The organism is Chlamydia felis Fe/C-56 (genome assembly GCF_000009945.1).
GTDB lineage: Bacteria > Chlamydiota > Chlamydiia > Chlamydiales > Chlamydiaceae > Chlamydia > Chlamydia felis.
Window position 1 is genome coordinate 101,833 of sequence record NC_007899.1, and the last position, 20,640, is coordinate 122,472.

A 20,640-nucleotide genomic window follows, 5' to 3' on the forward strand; every position below is an offset into this window, starting at 1 on the left:
GGGCTAGCTTCCAGCCTTTCCCTTTTTAATTTATTATTTTAAATAAACGTGGACCACTCAGACCAAGAATGTGAATCGTGGTGACGTATCCAAAATGTTCTGTGATTATCCCCAATCAGAAACTGTACACGATGGTCACGGTTGCGAGTTGCCATGCAAATGATAATGTTATTTAACGATTCAGAACGTTCTGGGAAGTCTTTTGGAGCGTTTTCAAATACTTCTACATTTGTAGTAAGAAGGAAATCAGATTCTAGTAAAGAGTTAAAATCGTAGATTTTGCTTTCTATAGTTTTAGGAGGGATATTAAACCATAATTCCCACTTGCCGTTTAAGCAACTACGTGTATAGGCGTGGTTGTCATCACTAATATAGAATTGGCGTATAACGCCTTTAAGGATGGATTCGCCAAGAACTATAAGGAGATCCCCATTCTCTTTCTCCTCTTCAATATAAACTCCAGTTTCTTGGTATTTATCCAAGGAGAAAGCTTCTTCTGATTGGTAAAGAAGCTCATCAATGGAGTTCTGGTAGTAAGCTTCTGATGCATCATAATGATCGTGGTTCATGGTTAAAGTCTCCAAGAAATAATTAATTTGTTATTATTATTTTTTAATAATAATATTTTGTTTTTTAAACAAATTAATTTGTTCTTTTCGCCTTTTCTTTAATTTCTAAATCAAAAGGTATTCCATATAAATTAAACGATGTTTTTAAAGTGTTTTTTAAATAACATTCGTAATGTTTTGTTAGTAATGATTTTGCATTAATAAATAACAAGAATTGGAAAGGAGTAGCCGTTTTATGAATAGCGTAGTAAATGCGCAATCTTCTTCCGTTAATTACCTGAGGATGGTGTTTTTGTAGTGCTGAGGCTAGGGTTTTATTCACAACGGGAGTAGGAACTTTTCTCGATACTGTTTCATGGAGTTCGTCAATAGATGAGAAAATATGGCGTAAATTACGTTTTTTTGCCGCAGATATGCAAAGAATCCTAGATTGCCCGATGTAAACATCTGTAGAGCGTAAGTCACGAATATAGTGTTCCATACGCACGCCCTTAATCAGATCCCATTTGTTAGCAAGAATAATGTGCGGCTTCTTATGTTTAGAAATCAAAGAAAGGATTCGTTTATCGTAAGAAGACAAGCAATGCGTAGCGTCAATGACTAATAAACAAATATCCGCACGGGCTATAGCTTTTTCTGTTCTTGAAGAGGAAATCCATTCTATAGAGTTTTTTACGCTTTTCATTTTTCTCAGACCAGCCGTGTCTATAAATAGATACGAACGGTCGTTATGAGAATACAAAATATCCACATTGTCGCGAGTTGTTCCGGGGATATTATCGATAATGCAACGCTCTTCATTTAATAGGCCGTTAATAATTGAGGACTTTCCCACATTAGGGCGACCAATAAGCGCAATTTTTAAAGGCTTGTCCGATGCTGGAGGTTTTGAGAAAAGGATTTCTTCTTCTTCGTAATCCGATAGGGATTCTTCAGGAGATAGAATTTCATGCGAAGAAATTTGTGCTTCTTCTTCGATTTCTTCTACAGGTTCTTCTGCAATCTCGGGAATGTTGGCAAGAGTTTTAATCTTTTGTAAAAGCCTATCAATATGTTTATCATGACTTGCTGATACCGTAAGAATTTCAGAAATTCCTATTTTATATAACTCATGAACATGATGTTCATCTTTTAAAGTATCCGCTTTATTGGCGACAAGAATCAAAGGTTTTTTTAAAGGAAGAAGCTGTTTTGCAATGGCCGCGTCCTGTTCTGTAATTCCGCAGCGGATATCAATGACAAGAAGCAAAATGTCTGCCTCACCCGCACCTGCTAGTGCTTGCTTATAGATGTGCTTTTGGAAGTGGTCTTCGGAATCTTTATCTACTCCTCCAGTATCAATTACTTGCACAGGGACACTCCATCCGCGAATCTCTCCATAGAGGCGATCTCGGGTAGTCCCTTCTTGGGAGTTGACAATAGCCAAAGACTGTTTGCACATGCGATTGAAAAGAGAAGATTTCCCGACGTTGGGTCTTCCTAAAATAGCAATTCGTAGCATGGTAAGCTCAATTAATCTCAGTTTTGAATAATTACAAAGAAAATGATAAAAGCTAAAAAATTAAATCTAAAGAAATAAAATCGATCGAGTGTTTAAGGGAAAAGTTTATTTTACGATAAATCTTACTTCCAGAAGCCTTGTTCCTTCAGGAGTGATAAAATTTTTTCTTTGTCAAGGCACTCATTTTCTATAGAAAGTGTTTCAGCTTCCCTTAACAGATCCCCGAGTAATCGTCCCGGAGCAATGCCTCTAGAAATAAGGTCTGGAGCAGAAACTAGAGGGGATGAGGTTTTGATTCTTTCTATAAATTGTTCTAAACGAGTTTCTAATTCTTGAACGCGAGCTATGAAGTGTTGCTGCGTAGAAGGATCTTTTTGAGTCGCTGAAAATAGAGATAGAAATAAACTTGCTGTTGGTGAGGCTAAAAAATGAGCCCAAAACACACGATTATTATTAATGTTTTGAAATTGTGGAAGAGCTTGATACCACAGCTGTACTAGCTTCAAATCTTTATTTGAAACTCGAAGGCGAGTAAAAGCTACGCAAGCAGCTTCTTCGCTAACGCCTTGAAATAGGGGAAGTAGGAAGCAGATTTCGGGGAAATCTAGGGGGTTGAGTTTTTTTGCAAACTCGATATTTACGAGCAGAAGGCTTGGAGGCACATCGCGAAGCTCTGGGAAAATTACCGTAATAATTTTAAGTTTTATCAATAGGTATAGGGCTTCATAAGGACGTTGTTTTAGCATTTTCCTTAGTTCTTGCCAGATTCTTTCTGGAGATACAGAATTTACTAGGGTAGGAGCTTCTCTAACAATAGCACGTTCTGTAGCGGGGTCCAAAGTAAAGCCCAATGAAGAACTAAAACGTATAGCTCTTAGTATACGGAGCTTATCTTCAGAGAAACGCAATTTAGGATGGCCGATAGCACGCACCACACGCTTTTCAATATCTCTTCTTCCTTCAACAAGATCAAAGATCTTTTCTTCGAAGGGATCGTAATACATCCCATTTATTGTAAAATCACGACGCAGAGCGTCTTCTTTCATTGATGAGAATACAACACGTTCGGGGTGACGTCCATCCTCATAATTTTCGTCACTACGGAATGTGGCAACTTCAAATAAACGACTATCTTCTTTAACAACGATAATACCGAAGGCAGCACCTAATGCTAAAGTATCGGGGAAAATAGTAGAGACGATGACAGGAGGAGCGTTAGTAGCAATGTCAATCTCCTCAATAGGTTTCCCCATGAGCATATCACGCACGCAACCACCAACAAAGTATGCTTGATAGCCTGCATTGCGCAACTTCTGGAGAATTTTTTTTGCAGTTTCTAGGGCGATCGTTGTCATTACATCCCTAACTAAAGAAGAAGAGAAATTTAAGCTATAGCTTCTGGAGCTCTTCTAATAATCACCGGAGCTTTATTTTCTAAGATCGTGTCTTCTTGAATCCTTATAGCTTCTACAGTAGGATCGGAAGGAACTTCGAACATCAGATCTCTGAGTAAGTTTTCCAAGATCATTCCTAAAGCTCTAGCGCCAGTTTTTGCTAGCTTAGCTTTTTTCGCTATAGCATATAGGGCCTCTTTTTCGAATATCAACTTCACATTTTCTTCTGAAAATAGCTCGATGTATTGTTTTATAATTGCATTTGTTGGCTCAGTAAGAATCGCAACAAGCTCATCTAAAGACAGTTCTTCGCAGTTCACGATACAATTGAATCGACCTACAAATTCAGGAATCATACCAAAAGCAATGAGATCTTCTGTTTCCACTTTAGTAAGTAGGTGATCGCGATCTTTTTGAGAGAAATCTCCTAGATCGTCAGAAAAGCCAATGGTCGTTTTGCCCAAACGTTTAGCGATAATTTTATCCAAATTAACGAAAGCTCCGCCAACAATGAAAAGAATATTTTCAGTATTTACACGGATATATTCTTGATTAGGATGCTTGCGTCCTCCCTTGGGAGGAACATTAGCTGTTGTGCCTTCTATAATTTTTAATAGGGCCTGTTGAACGCCTTCTCCTGAAACATCGCGAGTAATTGAAACATTTGCTGTAGTTCTGCCAATTTTATCGATTTCATCGATGTAAATAATCCCACGCTCTGCTCTGGCAACGTCATAATCAGCAGCTTGTAATAGCCTTAGAACAATGTTTTCTACATCTTCACCAACGTAGCCAGCTTCTGTAAGAGTTGTGGCATCCGCGATTGTAAATGGAACATCTAAGATTTTTGCTAAGGTTTTAGCAATAAGTGTTTTTCCTGATCCTGTAGGACCTAAGAGTAAAACATTAGATTTTCCATAGCTTACGTGTTTATTGTTTAATAAAGCTCGTATGCGTTTGTAATGATTGTATACTGCAACAGCTATAGTTTTCTTGGCTCTTTCTTGACCTACAACGTACTGGTCGATATGTTTTTTGATCTCTTTCGGAGTAAGAACTTGAAGATCTGGATGCTGAGGTGCAGCTTCTGTGGATGCCCCTGATGTCGGTGTAGATGTAGGTTTTTTATCTAAAATCCCTGAGCATAATTTAATGCAGTAATCACAAATATAAACAGAGGGACCTGCTATAAGTTTTTCTACATCTTTTTCAGAACGCCCACAAAAAGAGCAAATGGTGAGATTTTTTTTGTTCATAACGACTCTCTAGGAGATGGTATCCTTATCTTTCGTGTCTTTTGCTGAAGAGACCACTTTATCAATTAAACCATAAGAGATAGCGTCCTCGGCTCCCATAAAGAAATCTCTTTCGGAATCTTCTATGATTTTTTCTACAGGTTGACCTGTACACTCGGAAAGAATGTTTGCAAGATGCTTTTTCAACGTTAAAATTTCTGCAGCTTGCAGTTGGATGTCTGCGGAAGTTCCTATAATTCCTCCAGAAGGCTGGTGAATCATCATTCGACTATGAGGTAATGCATAACGCTTACCTTTAGTTCCCGCAGAAAGTAACAGAGCCCCCATAGAAGCTGCTTGACCTATGCAATAGGTATTCACATCACAACCTAAGAAACGAATAGTATCATAGATAGCTAATCCTGCTGTGATGTATCCTCCTGGGGAGTTAATGAAAACTTTAATGTCCTTTTGAGGATCTTCTGACATAAGGAAAAGTAATTGGGCTATGACAGTGTTAGCGAGGGGTTCTGTAATTTCTTGGCCAATCATTACAATGCGATCTTTTAAAAGACGCGAGTAAATATCCATGGCACGCTCGCCACGACCTGTATCCTCGACCACATAAGGCACCAATGTCATTTGCATTTCCTCTCAAAATAGTTTCTTTCTCGCATATACATACAAGATGCGCAAAAGCAATTCCAACAATACACATAATCCGTTTTTTATGCTGTTTTGCTAGGAAACAAGCCTACGCATTAAAATGTTGAATTCTATGTTTAAGACTTTCTTGGGTCAAGTGTTTTCCTCTAACCGAATTATGCAGAGGGCGCTGTTGCTAATTCCTTTGCTTTAGATAGAACTCTTTCTATAGCTTTATGGTAAGTTAGGCGGTCGCGAGCTGCCATCACGAGTTCTTGCAAAGCTTCATTAGAGATATCTCGAGGAGGCTGCATACCATAGCGCTCTCTAGAACATACATCCATCATATATTGAAGCTCTTCACGGCTGATCACAAGTTTTTCTTCGGTGAAAATCTTGTTGGCCAAGAAATATAATTTTAAAGTTTTTTTAGCTTCTGCTTCTGCTTCTTGGAGTAGATCTGATTTTTTATCTTCTAGTTCTGCATCTGAACAATATTGAATCAAACGAGCGTTGAGGAGCTTTTCTCTTGTTAGCATAGCTAAACGGTCTTCGAACATAGATGTTGGAAGATCAAAATCGACAATGCTTGCCAAAGCATTTTCTGCCTCAGAAAAACGTTGGTGGTGGTGTTTATCTTTTGCTTGATTTTCTAATTGAACACGTAGCTTTTTCTTTAGATCTTCTAAAGATTCGGCTTGTAGCTGACGAGCTTTTTCGTCATCGAGCTCTGGAGCAACTACTTCAATAACCGCATTTACAGTGAATGTTAAAACATCACCGTTTAAAAATGACTGGATGTCTGGAGATGTAATAATTTCAGTTACGCGATGTCCAGAAGAAATGCCTAAAAACTTTTCTTTGAAAGAATCGGTCATTTCTTCTTCGCAAAGTTTGAAGTATTTGTTTTCAAAGATTGCGATAGGGGTGCCCTCTTCATTTTGTTTAGATACATGAAGAGATAAAGATATGAAATCTCCTTCTTGAGAAGGACGTGTTACGGGAGTTTTTGTTGCAAAGAAATAGGAAATATTTAGCAAACCTTTTTCCATTTCTTCGTTGGTAATGTCCTTTATAGGAGCTTCTTCTGGTAAAGCTAATTTGCCCCAGGAAATATCAGAAATTACGGGAAAAGCTTCGTAAGTAAAATCTACTTGACCGCCTTCATTTAAATCCGCTTTGGCTACTGATGTAGATTTGATGGCTTGTGGAGATAAGGGTCTGCGATCTCCTACAGAGGATAAAGCTTGGTAAGTTGACTGAATTAATAATTGATTTAATTCTCTTGAGACTTGACTAGGATAGCGAGAAATAATGATATCATCAGGAGCTTTACCTTTGCGGAATCCAGGAAGAACCACATCTTTTTTTATCTTTTTTATGGCTTGTTTATGAAGCTTGTCTAAGAGTTGTGGTGTGGTTTTTACTTCTGCGGAAACAACGCACCCAGGCTGTTCTTCTATATTAACAGAAAATTGCTCGTTAGAAAAATTTCGCGACACAAGACTACCTTTTGAAGCTTTTCTGGAAGGAAAAGCGGGTGATGAGGCTTGAACTCACGACCTTCACGTTGGCAACGTGGCGCTCTACCACTGAGCTACACCCGCAAGAAAAGTGATATTCTAGATATTTGATGAGTTTTTATCAATGACTAGTCAATTACAAGAGTACTAGTTAATGCAAAAACAGGGTCTAAAATACAAGAGAAAATGGGTGGTAAAATTTTTCATTGATTTAGCGTGGGTAAACAGGTACAAGTAAGCTGATTCAATCAGAACTCCATAATTTAGAGGAGAAATGCTCAATTTTCGCAAATTACGCAGGGATTTTACAGCTAACATTTTGCAAGATGGCAAGGAACTTTTTGATCAAGGAGCTGTGATTAATGCGAAAATCCTGTCTATGAACGGAGAGTCAGTGTGTATAGGAGCACAGATTCGAGGCTTGTATGACAACGTATATGAATGTGAAATAGAAGTCGATCGATCGAAATCCGATACTATAGATTCTAACTGTGACTGCTCTTATAACTACGATTGCCAGCATATAGTGGCGCTACTATTTTATTTGGAGAAGTACTTTAATGAAATGGTAGTGGCTTATTCCCAAGAGGCTAATCTAGAGACAAATCAAGAGATAAATGAGGAAGTTAAAAAAGAACTTCAGGAAACTTTTGTTGTTGCTGCAAGTAGGGAAGAAGAGAGAAAAGATCGCGAGCATCAAAAAGAGATCTTAAGTGAATATATTCACGCGGCTAATGTATTAAGTGCAAATCCATTTTTCCTCCCTCAGGAGTATTTAGAAAAGAACTCTGCGGAACTTGCCGTTTTATTTGTTTCTTCAAGTGATGAGGTGTTCCGCCCAAATCAGCATGTTGAATTTCAATTGGTTTTACGTCTTCCAGGACGTTCTAAGCCATTTTATATTTCAAATATTAAAACTTTCCTTGAAGGAGTTTTGTATCAAGAGCCGATTATTCTTAATGGACGTCGTTTCTTTTTCACAATGCAATCCTTTAATGCTTCAGATCGCAAGCTTATAGATTTACTCATTCGTTACGTTCGTTATGCTAATCAAGCCCCTGAAGAGAAGTTATTAAAATCAGCTTATTTGACGCCCACATCTCTGGGGGTAATTTTAGCTAAGATGCATGAACATCAAATGGCTGATCGAGGGGGAGGACAATCTGGAGAAAAAGAAAGTTTTTCTGGGATGTTCTGTGGGAATCTTGAAGAACCCTTATACTGGTCGGTTTCTCCGGCTAAGATGAAGTTTGATTTAGATTTCTTTGACACTCCCTACAAAGCAGTGTTAATGACACCTTTAATTCTTGTAGATGATGAAACTCTTCAGCCTGAGCAAGCGATTCTTTTAGAGTCTAATGTCCCTGGGATTATTCATAAAAATGTTTATCATCATTTTGCGCTTCAAATTCGACGTGCGCATTTACGCTCTTTCTCAAGATTGCGAGACATTACTATTCCAGAAGCATTGTTCGGTTCTTTCTTAGAAAATGCTCTTCCTGTGTTTAAGGAGTACGCAGAAGTTTCCAATGTCGAAGTTCTAAATTCCTTTGTCACGCTTCCCTATGTTGAGGATATTCATGGCGAATGTAACATCAGTTATTTAGATGGGGAATTAGAGGCGAAGTTGTATTTCATCTACGATTCTCTAAAGATTCCGGCTGCTGCGTTTTCTTTGAAATATCAAGATGTTCGTGCTTTTATTCGTGAGGATGGAATTTTAGCTAGGAACCTTGTTGAAGAGCGTAAGATTATAGAAGAGGTCTTCTCTGGTTTTATTTATGACGAGCGTGATGGGGCTTTTCATGTAAAAAGTGAGAAGAAGATCGTAGAGTTTATGACAGAGACAATTCCCAATAACCAGCACAGGATTACTTTTAACTGTCCTGAGACTCTTTCGGATCAGTTTATTTATGATGAAACAGTCTTTGATCTTTCCTTTAGAGAGGGGACTGAAATCAATACCTATGAAGCGGAGCTTAAAGTTAATGGGTTATTGAAAGGAATTAGCTTAGACTTGCTATGGGATTGCATAAGTGCCAAAAAACGTTTCTTGGAGTTGCCTAAGAAAGGACGCGTCAAAACCTCTCGAAGAGGTAGGTCTGCGGGTTCTGCAAAGCTTCCGTGTATTTTAGTTTTAGATTTAGAAAAAATCTCTCCAGTCATTCAAATCTTTAATGAAATAGGCTTTAAAGTTTTGGATGATTTTGTAGAAAAGTGTCCTTTATGGAGTTTGACGGGTATTTCTCCCGAGCTTTTCAAAGGGTTGCCGGTGAATTTCACAATGACGGACAAACTGGCTGAAATACAAAAGCAAATTCGTGGAGAGGTTGATTTTGCTTTCCAAGATGTTCCTAAACAGATTCAGGCAACATTGCGTAGTTACCAAACAGAAGGAATTCATTGGTTAGAGCGTCTTAGAAAAATGCACCTTAATGGTATTCTTGCTGATGACATGGGGCTTGGAAAGACTTTACAAGCCATTATTGCAATTACACAAAGCAAATTGGAGAAGGGGAAAGGTTGTTCTTTGATAGTCTGCCCTACGTCTTTGGTGTATAACTGGAAAGAAGAATTTCGTAAGTTCAATCCAGAATTTAAGACTATGATTGTTGATGGGGTGCCTTCGTATAGACGTAGGCAGCTTGCAGATTTATCGGATTATGATGTTGCTATCACATCTTACAACCTATTGCAAAAGGATATCGATATTTATAAGGATTTTGTCTTTGACTACGTAGTTTTAGACGAAGCTCATCATATTAAGAACCGAACGACTCGTAATGCGAAATCTGTAAAAATGATTCGTTCGGGGCACAGGTTAATCTTAACAGGTACTCCAATAGAAAATTCTTTAGAAGAATTATGGAGTTTGTTCGATTTCTTGATGCCAGGTTTATTGAGTAGTTACGATCGATTTGTTGGTAAATACATTCGCACAGGCAATTATATGGGCAATAAGACCGATAATATGATTGCTTTGAAGAAGAAGGTTGCTCCTTTTATTCTTCGTCGTATGAAAGAGGATGTGTTAGAAGATTTGCCTCCTGTTTCAGAAATTCTGTATCATTGTCACCTTACAGAGTCTCAGAGAGAGCTTTACCATTCCTACGCTGCTTCAGCTAAGAAAGAGCTTTCTCGTTTGGTTAAACAAGAAGGGTTTGATCGTATACATATTCATGTTCTTGCAACGCTTACGCGTTTAAAGCAAATTTGTTGTCATCCAGCGATTTTTGCAAAAGATGTTCCTGAGCCGGGTGATTCTGCAAAGTATGACTTGCTTATGGATCTTCTTTCCTCTCTTGTGGAAACAGGACATAAGACAGTTCTCTTTAGTCAGTACACTAAGATGTTAAGCATCATTAAAAAGGACTTAGAGGCTTCTGGGGTTCGCTTTGTTTATTTAGATGGTTCCACCAAGAACAGATTAGAGCTTGTTAACCAGTTTAACGAGGATCCAGGATTATTGGTCTTCTTAATTTCGTTAAAAGCTGGAGGCACTGGTTTGAATCTTGTTGGTGCGGATACAGTGATTCACTACGATATGTGGTGGAACCCTGCTGTAGAAAATCAGGCTACGGATCGGGTGCATCGTATAGGACAGAATCGCTCAGTGTCTTCGTATAAGCTAGTTACGTTAAACACCATCGAGGAAAAAATTCTAACTCTCCAAAATAGGAAAAAGAGCCTTGTAAAGAAAGTGATCAACTCTGATGATGAAGTCGTTTCCAAGTTGACTTGGGAAGAAGTGTTAGAATTGCTACAGATATGATGCTATGAGCCCACATCGAAGCTTATTTAAAATAAAAAATCTTTCCAATCGATTGTACAACAAGACTTTAGGCCGTTTTGATAAAGTTTTCAACTTTTTTTCTGGCAATATTGGTATCGATCTAGGAACCGCGAACACCTTGGTGTATGTTCGTGGTCGGGGTATTGTGCTTAGTGAGCCCTCTGTAGTTGCTGTGGATGCTCAAACACACGCAGTCCTTGCTGTTGGTCATAAAGCTAAGGCTATGTTGGGGAAAACCCCACGTAAGATTATGGCTGTCCGTCCTATGAAAGACGGAGTGATAGCGGATTTCGAGATAGCTGAGGGAATGTTAAAAGCGTTGATCAAGCGTGTCACGCCGTCTCGTAGTATGTTTCGTCCAAGAATTTTAATTGCTGTGCCTTCAGGGATTACTGGAGTGGAAAAGCGCGCTGTTGAAGACTCTGCTTTACATGCTGGAGCTCAAGAAGTGATTTTGATAGAAGAGCCAATGGCTGCGGCGATTGGAGTGGATCTTCCTGTCCATGAGCCTGCAGCGAGTATGATTATTGATATCGGTGGTGGAACTACTGAGATTGCTATTATTTCTCTAGGAGGAATTGTAGAGTCGCGTTCTTTGCGTATTGCTGGTGACGAATTTGATGAGTGTATTATTAATTATATGCGCCGTACTTATAACCTTATGATTGGTCCGCGTACTGCTGAAGAAATTAAAATCACTATCGGTTCAGCATATCCTTTGGGAGATCATGAGCTTGAAATGGAAGTTCGAGGTCGAGATCAGGTAGCAGGTTTGCCCATTACTAAAAGGATTAACTCTGTGGAAATTCGCGAATGTCTTGCTGAGCCTATTCAGCAAATTATCGAATGTGTTCGTTTAACTTTAGAGAAATGTCCTCCAGAACTTTCTGCGGATTTAGTTGAACGAGGCATGGTGTTGGCTGGTGGTGGGGCCTTAATTAAAGGTCTTGATAAGGCATTGAGTAAGAACACGGGGCTTTCTGTGATTACAGCACCGCATCCTTTACTTGCTGTTTGCTTGGGCACGGGCAAAGCATTAGAACATTTAGATCAATTCAAAAAACGCAAGGGGAATACGGTATGACCAGTGCATGGAGTAATGAAATTCAGCATGAAGGCTTAAAACAATGGATCCAAGAAGTCGCTGAGTTGGTAACTCCTGAAGACATCAGAGTTTGTAATGGTTCTGATTCTGAATATGCTGAAGTTTACAGCATTATGCAAAAATCGGGGGTGGCAATTCCTTTAAATTCAGATTTACATCCCAATTGTTTCCTTGTGCGTTCTTCTCCTGAAGATGTTGCTCGTGTCGAGAAGTTTACCTTTATTTGTACTGCAAAAAAAGAAGAGGCAGGCCCTACGAATAACTGGCGAGATCCTCAAGAGATGCGTCAGGAGTTACAAGGTCTTTTCCGTGGTTGTATGCGTGGAAGAACCTTGTATGTAGTTCCTTTTTGTATGGGACCTTTAAATTCTCCTTTTTCCCTTATTGGTGTTGAGCTTACGGATTCTCCTTATGTTGTTTGTTCTATGAAGATCATGACACGTATGGGAGCAGAGGTTTTAAAATCCCTAGGAACATCAGGTACTTTCCATAAGTGTTTGCATAGCGTGGGCGTTCCCTTGTCTCCTGGTGAGAAAGATGTTGCCTGGCCTTGTAATCCCGAGCATATGCGTATAGTCCATTTTCAAGACGATAGTAGTGTGATGTCTTTTGGTAGTGGTTACGGAGGAAATGCTTTACTTGGAAAGAAATGTGTAGCTTTGCGTTTAGCTTCCTATATAGCACGCTCAAAAAATTGGCTTGCTGAGCATATGTTAATTATTGGGGTAACCAATCCTGAAGGACAGAAGAAGTACTTCGCGGCTTCTTTCCCCAGTGCTTGTGGTAAAACCAATTTGGCTATGTTGAAGCCTAAGATCCCTGGATGGAAGATTGAGTGTATTGGGGACGATATTGCTTGGATACGCCCGGGCTCTGATGGTAGGTTGTATGCTGTAAATCCTGAATATGGTTTCTTTGGTGTTGCTCCAGGAACATCAGAGAAGACAAATCCTAATGCATTAGCAACCTGCAGATCTAATTCGATATTTACTAACGTTGCTTTAACTCCGGATGGGGATGTTTGGTGGGAGGGGCTAACGAGTCAACCTCCTGCAGGTCTTATAGATTGGCGTGGCAATCCTTGGCAACCTGGGGGGACGCCGGCTGCACATCCGAATTCTAGGTTTACGACACCCTTGCAGCAATGTCCTGTTTTAGACTCGCAATGGAATAGTTCCGAGGGAGTGCCCTTAGAAGCAATTATTTTTGGTGGTCGCCGTTCTGATACTATTCCCTTGGTTTACGAGGCTTTAAGTTGGCAACACGGAGTTACTATTGGAGCAAGCATGTCGTCGGCAACGACGGCAGCTATTGTTGGCGAACAGGGTAAGTTACGTCATGATCCTTTTGCAATGTTGCCGTTCTGTGGTTACAACATGGCTCTTTATTTTGATCACTGGTTATCTTTTGCTTCTAATGCAAGTTTAAAATTACCAAAGATCTATGGTGTGAACTGGTTCCGCAAGGATAAGGATGGCAATTTCATATGGCCTGGGTTCAGTGAAAACTTACGTGTTTTAGAATGGATTTTCCGAAGAACAAATGGTGAAGAGTCCATTGCTAAGAGAACACCTATTGGCTACTTACCAGAAGAATCTTCCTTGAACTTGGAAGGATTAAATTTATCTTCGCAAGCTCTTCAGGATTTGTTGGCTGTGGATGTTCCTGGCTGGCTTAAGGAAGTTGCCGATGTCCGTGAATACTGTAAGATTTTTGGATCTGATCTTCCTCAAATCATCAGCGATGAATTATTCAGAATAGAAAGAGAATTAAAATAATTAAATAATCAAAGTCACTTGTTATTTATGTTTTAGTTTTGGGGTTAATTATTTTTTATTTTTGAAATATTATTTTTGTTTTAAAATTAGAAAAATAATTAATCTCTTCTGGATAAATTACGGTGACACTACCTCCATCTTTTCTTACTTTTAATCGAAATGTTACGGCGGCATTGCTTGGTGATCAAGTAGATATGACAACGCCGTTTTCCAATGCCGTATTTCTTTTTCAAGAATTGGATCAAAAAGCCAGGGGATTAAAACATGCTCTAGGTTTATTGCAGGAAGCAGAGGCTAAATTACCCACACCACAAATATCTTCGGAGTTATCAAGAGAAATTTCTTTCGATCATTTTCCTGAAGGGAAAATCGCACCCTTTGTTATGCCAGATGTGAAGGATGTGACTGAAATTCTTGGAAATCCAAATCTTGCTGCAGCAAGACTTTTTATAGAAGGGTTGAATAAGAGTTTTGATGACTGTCTCCAGACAGTTGATAATGGTGGGGTTTTTAATCCTACAGCAGCCGAAGAAAAGCTTGTTAAAGAGTACAAAATAAAATTAGATACTTTGAAACAACAATTTACAGCAGGTAGTAACCCTACAGAAGCTCAATACAATGAGATATACGCTCTGCCAAAAGAATTTGTTGCTGCTCTAGAAAAGTTACAAGGTAAAGATGCTCCACCAAAAAGTAAGATCATTCATTTTTGGCAGAACATCATGGTCGTTTATAACGCTATGACTTCTTTATCTTATCCGGTTTCCAAAGAACTTAATGTTCAGCTTGCTGAATGCTCGTTAAATATTGATCAGGCAAACACTATTATTGAATTAATACGTCAATTCTCAAGTTCTCTTAAGGATTTGCTTAATCCCATTTGGAACGTTTCCCCAACAGCTTCCAATTTGGATGGTTCTGGTTATAACGCTATGCAGGGTGGTATGACGCGAACTTACTTAGTGCTCGGTGGGGTGTATCGCATGCTTATGGATAAGTATGCAACTCAATCTCAAGACGCTATGTCTGAGGAAGTTAGAGCCGGAGTGACTACCTTCATAAATGCTTTGCAGGGTTTGAAGGTGAACAACAGCGTTAATTTAGCTAATTTTTTAAGTTTGCAGTATGCGTATTTAACTTGTGTGGGACAGTTCGGAATATTGCCCGACACGGTAGATAACAAATATAAAGAGGTCCTTCAGGCAGAAAAAGCTTTTTGGGACAACAGGGGGAATAATAATTTTAGCATAGCTTCTGGAGCTCTATCAACATTTGTTAATAATCCCTACGGTTCGAGTGACGGTATAAAATTGTTTTCTTCTGAAAAAACTCCTAATCCCACATTTTTTAAGGAATGTGTTGAATTGATGACGAAAAAGCCAACAGAAGTCATGTCTTGTACGGATTATCAGAAAGTCATCGATGGGATGAATAATGGAATCAAGCAAATTCAGGCTCAAATTGATAAATGGACGCAACAGTCTGCGGAGTTAATGACTAAAAAAGCTTCCATGGAGCCTGAGAGTTTGAATTACTTCACTAGCATGACAGAAGGTAAAAAGATCTTTGTAGAGACTTCTCCGATACAAATGGTCTATTCTTCTTTAATGTTAGATAAGTACTTGCCTAATCAGCAGTATGTTTTAGAGACATTAGGGGTGCAGATGACCTTCTCTAATAAAGCTGCTAAATATATGAATCAAATCATCAACTATGTTACGAACTTCCAAACTGCAGATGTGTACTATTCTCTTGGTATATATTTGCGCCAAATGAATCTTCACGCTCTCACTGATGCTCAAGGAAAAGCTCAAGGGGTTTTAGATAAGGAGAAGGTGCGTTGTAGAAGTGATATTGCGCGTTGCGAGAGGGCAAAAGCTGAACTAGCAAAGATTATAGCTGAAATAGAAAGTGATGCGGAATTAACTCCTTCTCAACAGCGAGAGCTTCGTATGACTGTTTCTGGGTATGAATTCCAGTTTAATGCTCTGATACGTAATTTGGGAAATCTTTACGTTTTTCTAGACGAAATGCGATTGAATTCAGTGAATAATCCTGACGATATTGAGGAGGCCTTTCACATTCTAGTTAATGGGACTCAATCTGAGGATTGGCCACGATTCCTATCGGCATTTGAAAGCTTTGTTATTGAAGGTGGTGATAACGGGGTTGTCCCGGGTGGTGAGCAGCAGATTTTACAGAGTTTAGAAGCTACCCAGCAGAATTTTACAACCTTTAACCAGAACCAACAGCTAGCGTTACAATTAGAATCTTCTGCAATTCAGCAAGAGTGGACTATGGTTAGTGCTGCTCTAGCACTGATGAATCAGGTATTTGCGAAGTTAATACGTAGATTTAAATAGGTGAAGTGATGAAAAACTCTCCAATACAAAGATACCAACAGCCTAATCAGATTTTTGAAGGCCCAGTGTTTGCTGAACGTCGTGTATCTCCTGCGGAGGTGGCTGCGGATTATACAAAGATGAATGAGGTTGCTTCTCACCTAAAAATCATGCAAGACCTACTTCGAGAAGCAAGTGACTTAGGATTGAATAGAGAGTTTATTGCATCTTTAAATCAGGATTTTTTAAACACAGGCTTTGAGCTTGCTGTGATACAAACTACGCTTGCGGAAAAGGAAAATAAAGAGATCCGCAAGCAAAATAATAAAGTTTTTCAAGAGCATTTGGATAGAATGTCTCCCCAGGCATTGACAACGGCTCCTGAGATTTCTCCAGGTAAAGATTCCATTGTGAATAAAATGCCTTTTCAATCGGCATTTGCTTATATCCTTTTAGATAAATATATCCCTGAGCAAGAAACAGCTTTGTATGCTTTAGGAAGAGAATTAAATCTTTCAGGATATGCTCAGAATCTCTTTAGCCCTCTTTTAGAAACGATAAAGAGCTTCAATTCTGCTCCAATTACCTATAATTTAGGATCATATATTTCTCAGACTTCGGGAACAGCAAATTTTAAATATGGCTATCAGATAATTCTCGATCGCTATGAGGAAGAACGTTTGCAATTAAGAAATGATATGAGGAGTGCTGAGAATGCTCAAAAGTTGTTAACCCAAATTTCTAAGAATATTCAGGAGAATAACTCTCTTTCTGATGTTCAGAAAAAACAGCTTCAGGACATTGTGACTAGCTATGCCAGTGAGCTCAAGATTATGATGACCCAGATGACAACTCTTCTGTTTAACCTGAATACTCTTGTTTTCATGCCAGGAGATAATGAGTATGAGGCTTCCTATAAGATTATGGGGGCTGATTTTTCAATTGTTACCTTGCAAGACTTAGAACATCAGGTTGTTGACGGGGAGATTGATGTCGCTACAGGAACTGCAAAAGGAGGGTTGCTTAATTTCTTCAACAAGTGTCTCGCTGATGTACAAAATTATGGAGATTTAGCACAAACGCACCAGCTAATGCTAGAGCTTCAAATGCGAGCTTTGCAACAGGAATGGAGTTTAATAGCTGCATCGTTGAAAACAATGCATAATGTCTATCGAACATTAATCAATTCTTATTAGAATTGGAAGCCAGCGGTTACGTTTATAGCACGCTGGCAGCCCCAACGACCTTCAACACTATAGAAGAAATTATCAGCTGCGCAGCTTGTTGCTCCGCAGCAAAAGTTTACTCTATGGAAGTTGGTGATTTTTCGTACTTTAAATTTTAGGTTAGAGAATTGGCTCTCTAGGCGTTGGAAACTATCTGCAGGAGCTGTTCTTGAAGCGCTTCCTATAGCCACAGAAACGTAGGGAAGAATATAATCGTTGATATAGGTGGTAATCCCTATATTTGCAGACCATTCCTTATAGCTGATTTTACCATTAGAATCTTCGAAGTATACTTCGGGATTTGCCTGGCTGTTGACGATGATGTAGTTGACAGGACATGCTGCATGACGGTAGTCCCCACCAATGCCAATGAAGGAAACCCCATCTTTCCATAGGATCTTTTTTAAGCTTAAATCCCAAACAAAACCGTAGTTACTTTGTACTTCTACTAAACCGTCGGTCACTTGTGATTCGGAAGCAAGTGGAGAAGAAGTGAAGTCTCTATAAGCATTAAGAGGAAGACGGTAATATTGCTTTAATCCTCCGATTTTTACGTCAAAGCTAACATCTAACAGGGGGATCGCTGCAGGTGAGGTGTCTTGGATGGCTACAGAGGCAAAAACGCAGCTAGAGCTAACCTGAGAGTCGTTTAAATCAAAGTCAAAGTTTTTTACCGTTGAGGTAATTGTGGGCTTAGGTCCTGTTCCCGAAGTGTTTACAGATGTCACCACAGGAACATCTTTCACTCTGGCACTTTCCGAGAAAATATAATCTCCAGAAAATCCTATTTTTAAGCTTCCTGTAAGTGCTGCAAAAAGGTTGTAGCTATTGCAGATTTCAAAAGCACACATTCCCTTTTGTTCGGGATTGATACCGGGAATTACAGGATACGCAGGATTTCCTGCTGACATAGCATTAAGGGTAGAAGAAGAGAAAATTCCTGACAAAGCAAGGAGAGAGAAGGAGGCTAAACGTAGATGCTTTTTCAGCTTGCTATTCATTTAGTGGATGACCTTATTTACTATGCGTTATAAATTCATCTTTAACAAATGATAAAAAAATGTACAAATGAAAAACTCTACGGGAATGAGACTTCAGTCTAGGAAAACGAGAAAAGTGAAAAAGCCCACCTTTTAAAGATATTCTTCCTTAGTATTTCTTTGTAAAAGAGCGGCGATGCCTTCTTTGATATCGAGATTTTCGTATAGAACACGATAGATTCCCGTAGTTATCGGCATGTCAATTTTATGATGTTTAGCAATTTGATATGCTGAAAGTGCTGTATAGGCCCCCTCAACAACCATGCCAATTTCTGCTTTTGCCTGCTCAAGAGTTAATCCTTGAGCTATCAATTTCCCAAATTTTGTATTTCTACTTAGAGAAGAAAAGCATGTTGTACAAAGATCTCCAAGACCTGCTAAGCCATTCAGAGTGTCGGGACGACAATCCATAATCGTTGCGAATTTGCGTATTTCATGCAGGCCGCGAGTCACTAGTCCCGATTTTGCGTTGTCTCCGAAATGAAAGCCGTCAGAAATTCCACAGGCTATGGCTATGATGTTTTTTAAAGCACCACCAAGAGCGACTCCTTTAAGATCGCTATTGGGATATACACGAAATGTGGGAGTGAGAAAGGCATTGTGTATTTTCTTCAGGGTATCAGGATTATACGCGCTAATTACTACCGAGCATGGGCAGCCCTTAAGAACCTCTCTGGCTATAGAAGGTCCACTAAGATAACCAAGATATTGAGAAGCATTGTTACCGAAAATCTCTACAACAATTTCACTGAGCAGCAATCCTGTATGCTGTTCTATTCCCTTTGAGGTAATAACAAAAGGAACTTTGAGATCGGTAATTGCTTTTAGTTGTTCAGATACGGGACGAATTCCAGCGGAAGATACACCCTCCACAATCATAGATGCTTCATTCACAGCTTCTTCCATATCTGTAGTGAATGATAAATTCGGATGTAAAGGAATATCAGGAGCTTGGGGATGGCGTTTCTCTATTTGTAGTTGCGCAATCAAATCAGGATTGCGAGCCCATCCGACAACGCGATAGCCCTTATTTGCTAACAAGGATGCGAGACAAAATCCCCAGATGCCCATACCTAAGTAGGCAATTTTCTCTTTCATGAGGCCTCAAAAAATGGTTCCTCGAAAAACGCTTTGTTTTCCCAATGTAAGGAAGTAGAGGTTGAAGGATAATAGAAATCAGCTTCTAATTCAAATGTTGTGTTTGGAGAAAGTTTTTTCCCAGTGACTTTATGGAAAATTTGACGTTCTCTAGCGGACAGAGCTTCTCGCACAGTAGCAGGACTATGATTGCCTTCGAGATTTTTTAACGGAGCAAAACATTCCTGGCGTGGATAAACAAGCGTTTGGCAGCGTTCGCTAAAGCAAAATAGATCAAAAATAAATTCTTCGAATTTCCAAGAGTTTTTTTCAGAGGAATATAATCCTAATTGTTTCGCATGTTTATGTGCTTTATAAAGAGGAAGTTCTCTTAGAGCTGCGTGAGCTATGAAGTCCATAGATAAGCAGTAGAGACCAATATTCGCTAAGCAGTATTTCAACGTTCCATCAGGATTAGTGGCAAAACGTTCTTTTTGAGGGATTTCAGAATACTCAATAACCGAGGTTTTTCCAGAATCATTAGATTGAACTAAGATGCCTACGTCTTCAATAGCTGTTTGTCGTAGAGCAGCTTTGATAGTCACCTCGTTATTTTCCATGCTATGGAAACCACAAAGTTCCACATCAAAGGGTAAGGCTAGAGGATTATCGATAGGAATAACACTTACCATTTCAATCCCTGCATCTCGCCACTTTCTCCATAATCCTGAGGTATATAGAAGAGTCGCTAGACAACCATTTCCATTAGGCCCTAAAGATAAAGTATCAGTATCTTCCAAGAAGAGATCTCCTGATAAAGATAATAGGGGCCAAAGAGGCTGGCAAAAAAAGTCCACTTGATTGGGATCAAGATGGAAATAATCGTTGGATTCAAAATAGGAACGTGTCTGACGATTATTTAATGGTGAGGTCATAAAGGCTAAGGGCAAGGGCTGATTTGCTAGCTTACTTGCCGCGCAGACTTTTTCTGCAACAAGCTGAAATAAGGGTTTCTTTTTGATAGGAGATACGGGGAAAAGTCCTTTGGGTCCATCACACTTCAGTCTAGACCCTTGTCCTCCAGCAAGTACAACACAGGCAACCTTCTTTTCTTTTAGAAGATTTGTTCCTACTTGAGTTCTTTCAGGATCTTCTCCTGAGGAAGAAAAAGAAGTTAAAGGATGGAAATTTTTTAGGATAGATCTTGGAGAAGTGATAAGTTGACGTTGTTTATGAAAAAGATCAATGTCTATAGAAGAAAGTTGATGATAGAGCCGTTGTTGTTGTTTTAGAGAAAGGGACGACCACGAATCTAATAAATGCTCCTGATTAATAGACTTGAGTTTTTCTGTTAGTGAAGACTTTTCCACGGCAGACGGGAAGATTACAGAATCGGTCATTACAGTTAGCCT

The 20,640-nt window shown here is 39.2% G+C and carries 14 protein-coding genes and 1 tRNA gene; 5 read left to right on the forward strand and 10 right to left on the reverse strand.

Annotation, left to right across the window (positions count from 1 at the left end; translation table 11 throughout):
• Positions 1 to 38: 38 nt before the first annotated feature.
• The 7 genes from CF_RS00455 to CF_RS00485 form a co-directional block, all read right to left on the reverse strand.
• Positions 39 to 569: a hypothetical protein gene (locus CF_RS00455; protein ID WP_011457647.1), complete on the reverse strand. Its 531-nt coding sequence runs from the start codon at positions 567 to 569 to the stop codon at positions 39 to 41.
• A gap of 73 nt (positions 570 to 642) precedes the next feature.
• The gene (gene der, locus CF_RS00460) at positions 643 to 2,070 is read right to left on the reverse strand and encodes a ribosome biogenesis GTPase Der (protein WP_011457648.1); all 1,428 of its coding nucleotides are present in this window, start codon (positions 2,068 to 2,070) and stop codon (positions 643 to 645) included.
• Between the two features lie 122 nt (positions 2,071 to 2,192).
• Positions 2,193 to 3,425: a CCA tRNA nucleotidyltransferase gene (locus tag CF_RS00465; RefSeq protein WP_011457649.1), complete on the reverse strand. Its 1,233-nt coding sequence runs from the start codon at positions 3,423 to 3,425 to the stop codon at positions 2,193 to 2,195.
• Positions 3,426 to 3,454: 29 nt separating this feature from the next.
• Positions 3,455 to 4,720 carry an ATP-dependent Clp protease ATP-binding subunit ClpX gene (gene clpX / locus CF_RS00470; RefSeq protein ID WP_011457650.1) on the reverse strand — a complete coding sequence of 422 codons (1,266 nt, stop codon included), beginning with the start codon at positions 4,718 to 4,720 and terminating at the stop codon, positions 3,455 to 3,457.
• A 9-nt stretch (positions 4,721 to 4,729) separates the two neighbouring features.
• Entirely contained in the window at positions 4,730 to 5,341 is a 612-nt protein-coding gene (locus CF_RS00475; protein ID WP_011457651.1) for an ATP-dependent Clp protease proteolytic subunit, read from the reverse strand.
• A gap of 179 nt (positions 5,342 to 5,520) precedes the next feature.
• Positions 5,521 to 6,846, reverse strand: coding sequence for a trigger factor (gene tig, locus CF_RS00480; RefSeq protein ID WP_011457652.1), 1,326 nt, complete (start codon positions 6,844 to 6,846; stop codon positions 5,521 to 5,523).
• A gap of 33 nt (positions 6,847 to 6,879) precedes the next feature.
• Positions 6,880 to 6,951 (reverse strand) — tRNA-Gly (locus tag CF_RS00485).
• A gap of 190 nt (positions 6,952 to 7,141) precedes the next feature.
• Between CF_RS00485 and CF_RS00490 the strand changes: the two genes are divergently transcribed.
• The 5 genes from CF_RS00490 to CF_RS00510 all read left to right on the forward strand — a co-directional run bounded on the left by CF_RS00490 (position 7,142) and on the right by CF_RS00510 (position 17,081).
• Positions 7,142 to 10,639, forward strand: coding sequence for a DEAD/DEAH box helicase (locus tag CF_RS00490; RefSeq protein WP_011457653.1), 3,498 nt, complete (start codon positions 7,142 to 7,144; stop codon positions 10,637 to 10,639).
• Positions 10,640 to 10,643: 4 nt separating this feature from the next.
• Entirely contained in the window at positions 10,644 to 11,744 is a 1,101-nt protein-coding gene (locus CF_RS00495) for a rod shape-determining protein (protein ID WP_011457654.1), read from the forward strand.
• Complete coding sequence (locus tag CF_RS00500; protein WP_011457655.1) at positions 11,741 to 13,543, forward strand: phosphoenolpyruvate carboxykinase (GTP); 1,803 nt, start codon at positions 11,741 to 11,743, stop codon at positions 13,541 to 13,543. Before CF_RS00495 ends, CF_RS00500 begins: the two co-directional genes overlap by 4 nt.
• A gap of 122 nt (positions 13,544 to 13,665) precedes the next feature.
• A complete protein-coding gene (locus CF_RS00505) occupies positions 13,666 to 15,906 on the forward strand; it encodes a CT620/CT621 family type III secretion system effector (protein WP_011457656.1) in 2,241 nt (746 codons plus the stop codon).
• A gap of 8 nt (positions 15,907 to 15,914) precedes the next feature.
• Positions 15,915 to 17,081 (forward strand): CT620/CT621 family type III secretion system effector, encoded by a 1,167-nt coding sequence (locus CF_RS00510; RefSeq protein ID WP_011457657.1) that lies wholly within the window; start codon positions 15,915 to 15,917, stop codon positions 17,079 to 17,081.
• Here the strand turns inward: CF_RS00510 and CF_RS00515 are convergent.
• The 3 genes from CF_RS00515 to CF_RS00525 form a co-directional block, all read right to left on the reverse strand.
• Positions 17,078 to 18,112: a membrane protein gene (locus CF_RS00515; RefSeq protein WP_011457658.1), complete on the reverse strand. Its 1,035-nt coding sequence runs from the start codon at positions 18,110 to 18,112 to the stop codon at positions 17,078 to 17,080. The genes CF_RS00510 and CF_RS00515 overlap by 4 nt on opposite strands.
• A 132-nt stretch (positions 18,113 to 18,244) precedes the next feature.
• Positions 18,245 to 19,249, reverse strand: coding sequence for an NAD(P)H-dependent glycerol-3-phosphate dehydrogenase (locus tag CF_RS00520; protein WP_011457659.1), 1,005 nt, complete (start codon positions 19,247 to 19,249; stop codon positions 18,245 to 18,247).
• Positions 19,246 to 20,628, reverse strand: a complete 1,383-nt coding sequence (locus CF_RS00525; protein WP_011457660.1) for a UTP--glucose-1-phosphate uridylyltransferase — start codon at positions 20,626 to 20,628, stop codon at positions 19,246 to 19,248. The genes CF_RS00520 and CF_RS00525 overlap by 4 nt, the downstream gene beginning before the upstream one ends.
• Positions 20,629 to 20,640: the final 12 nt, after the last annotated feature.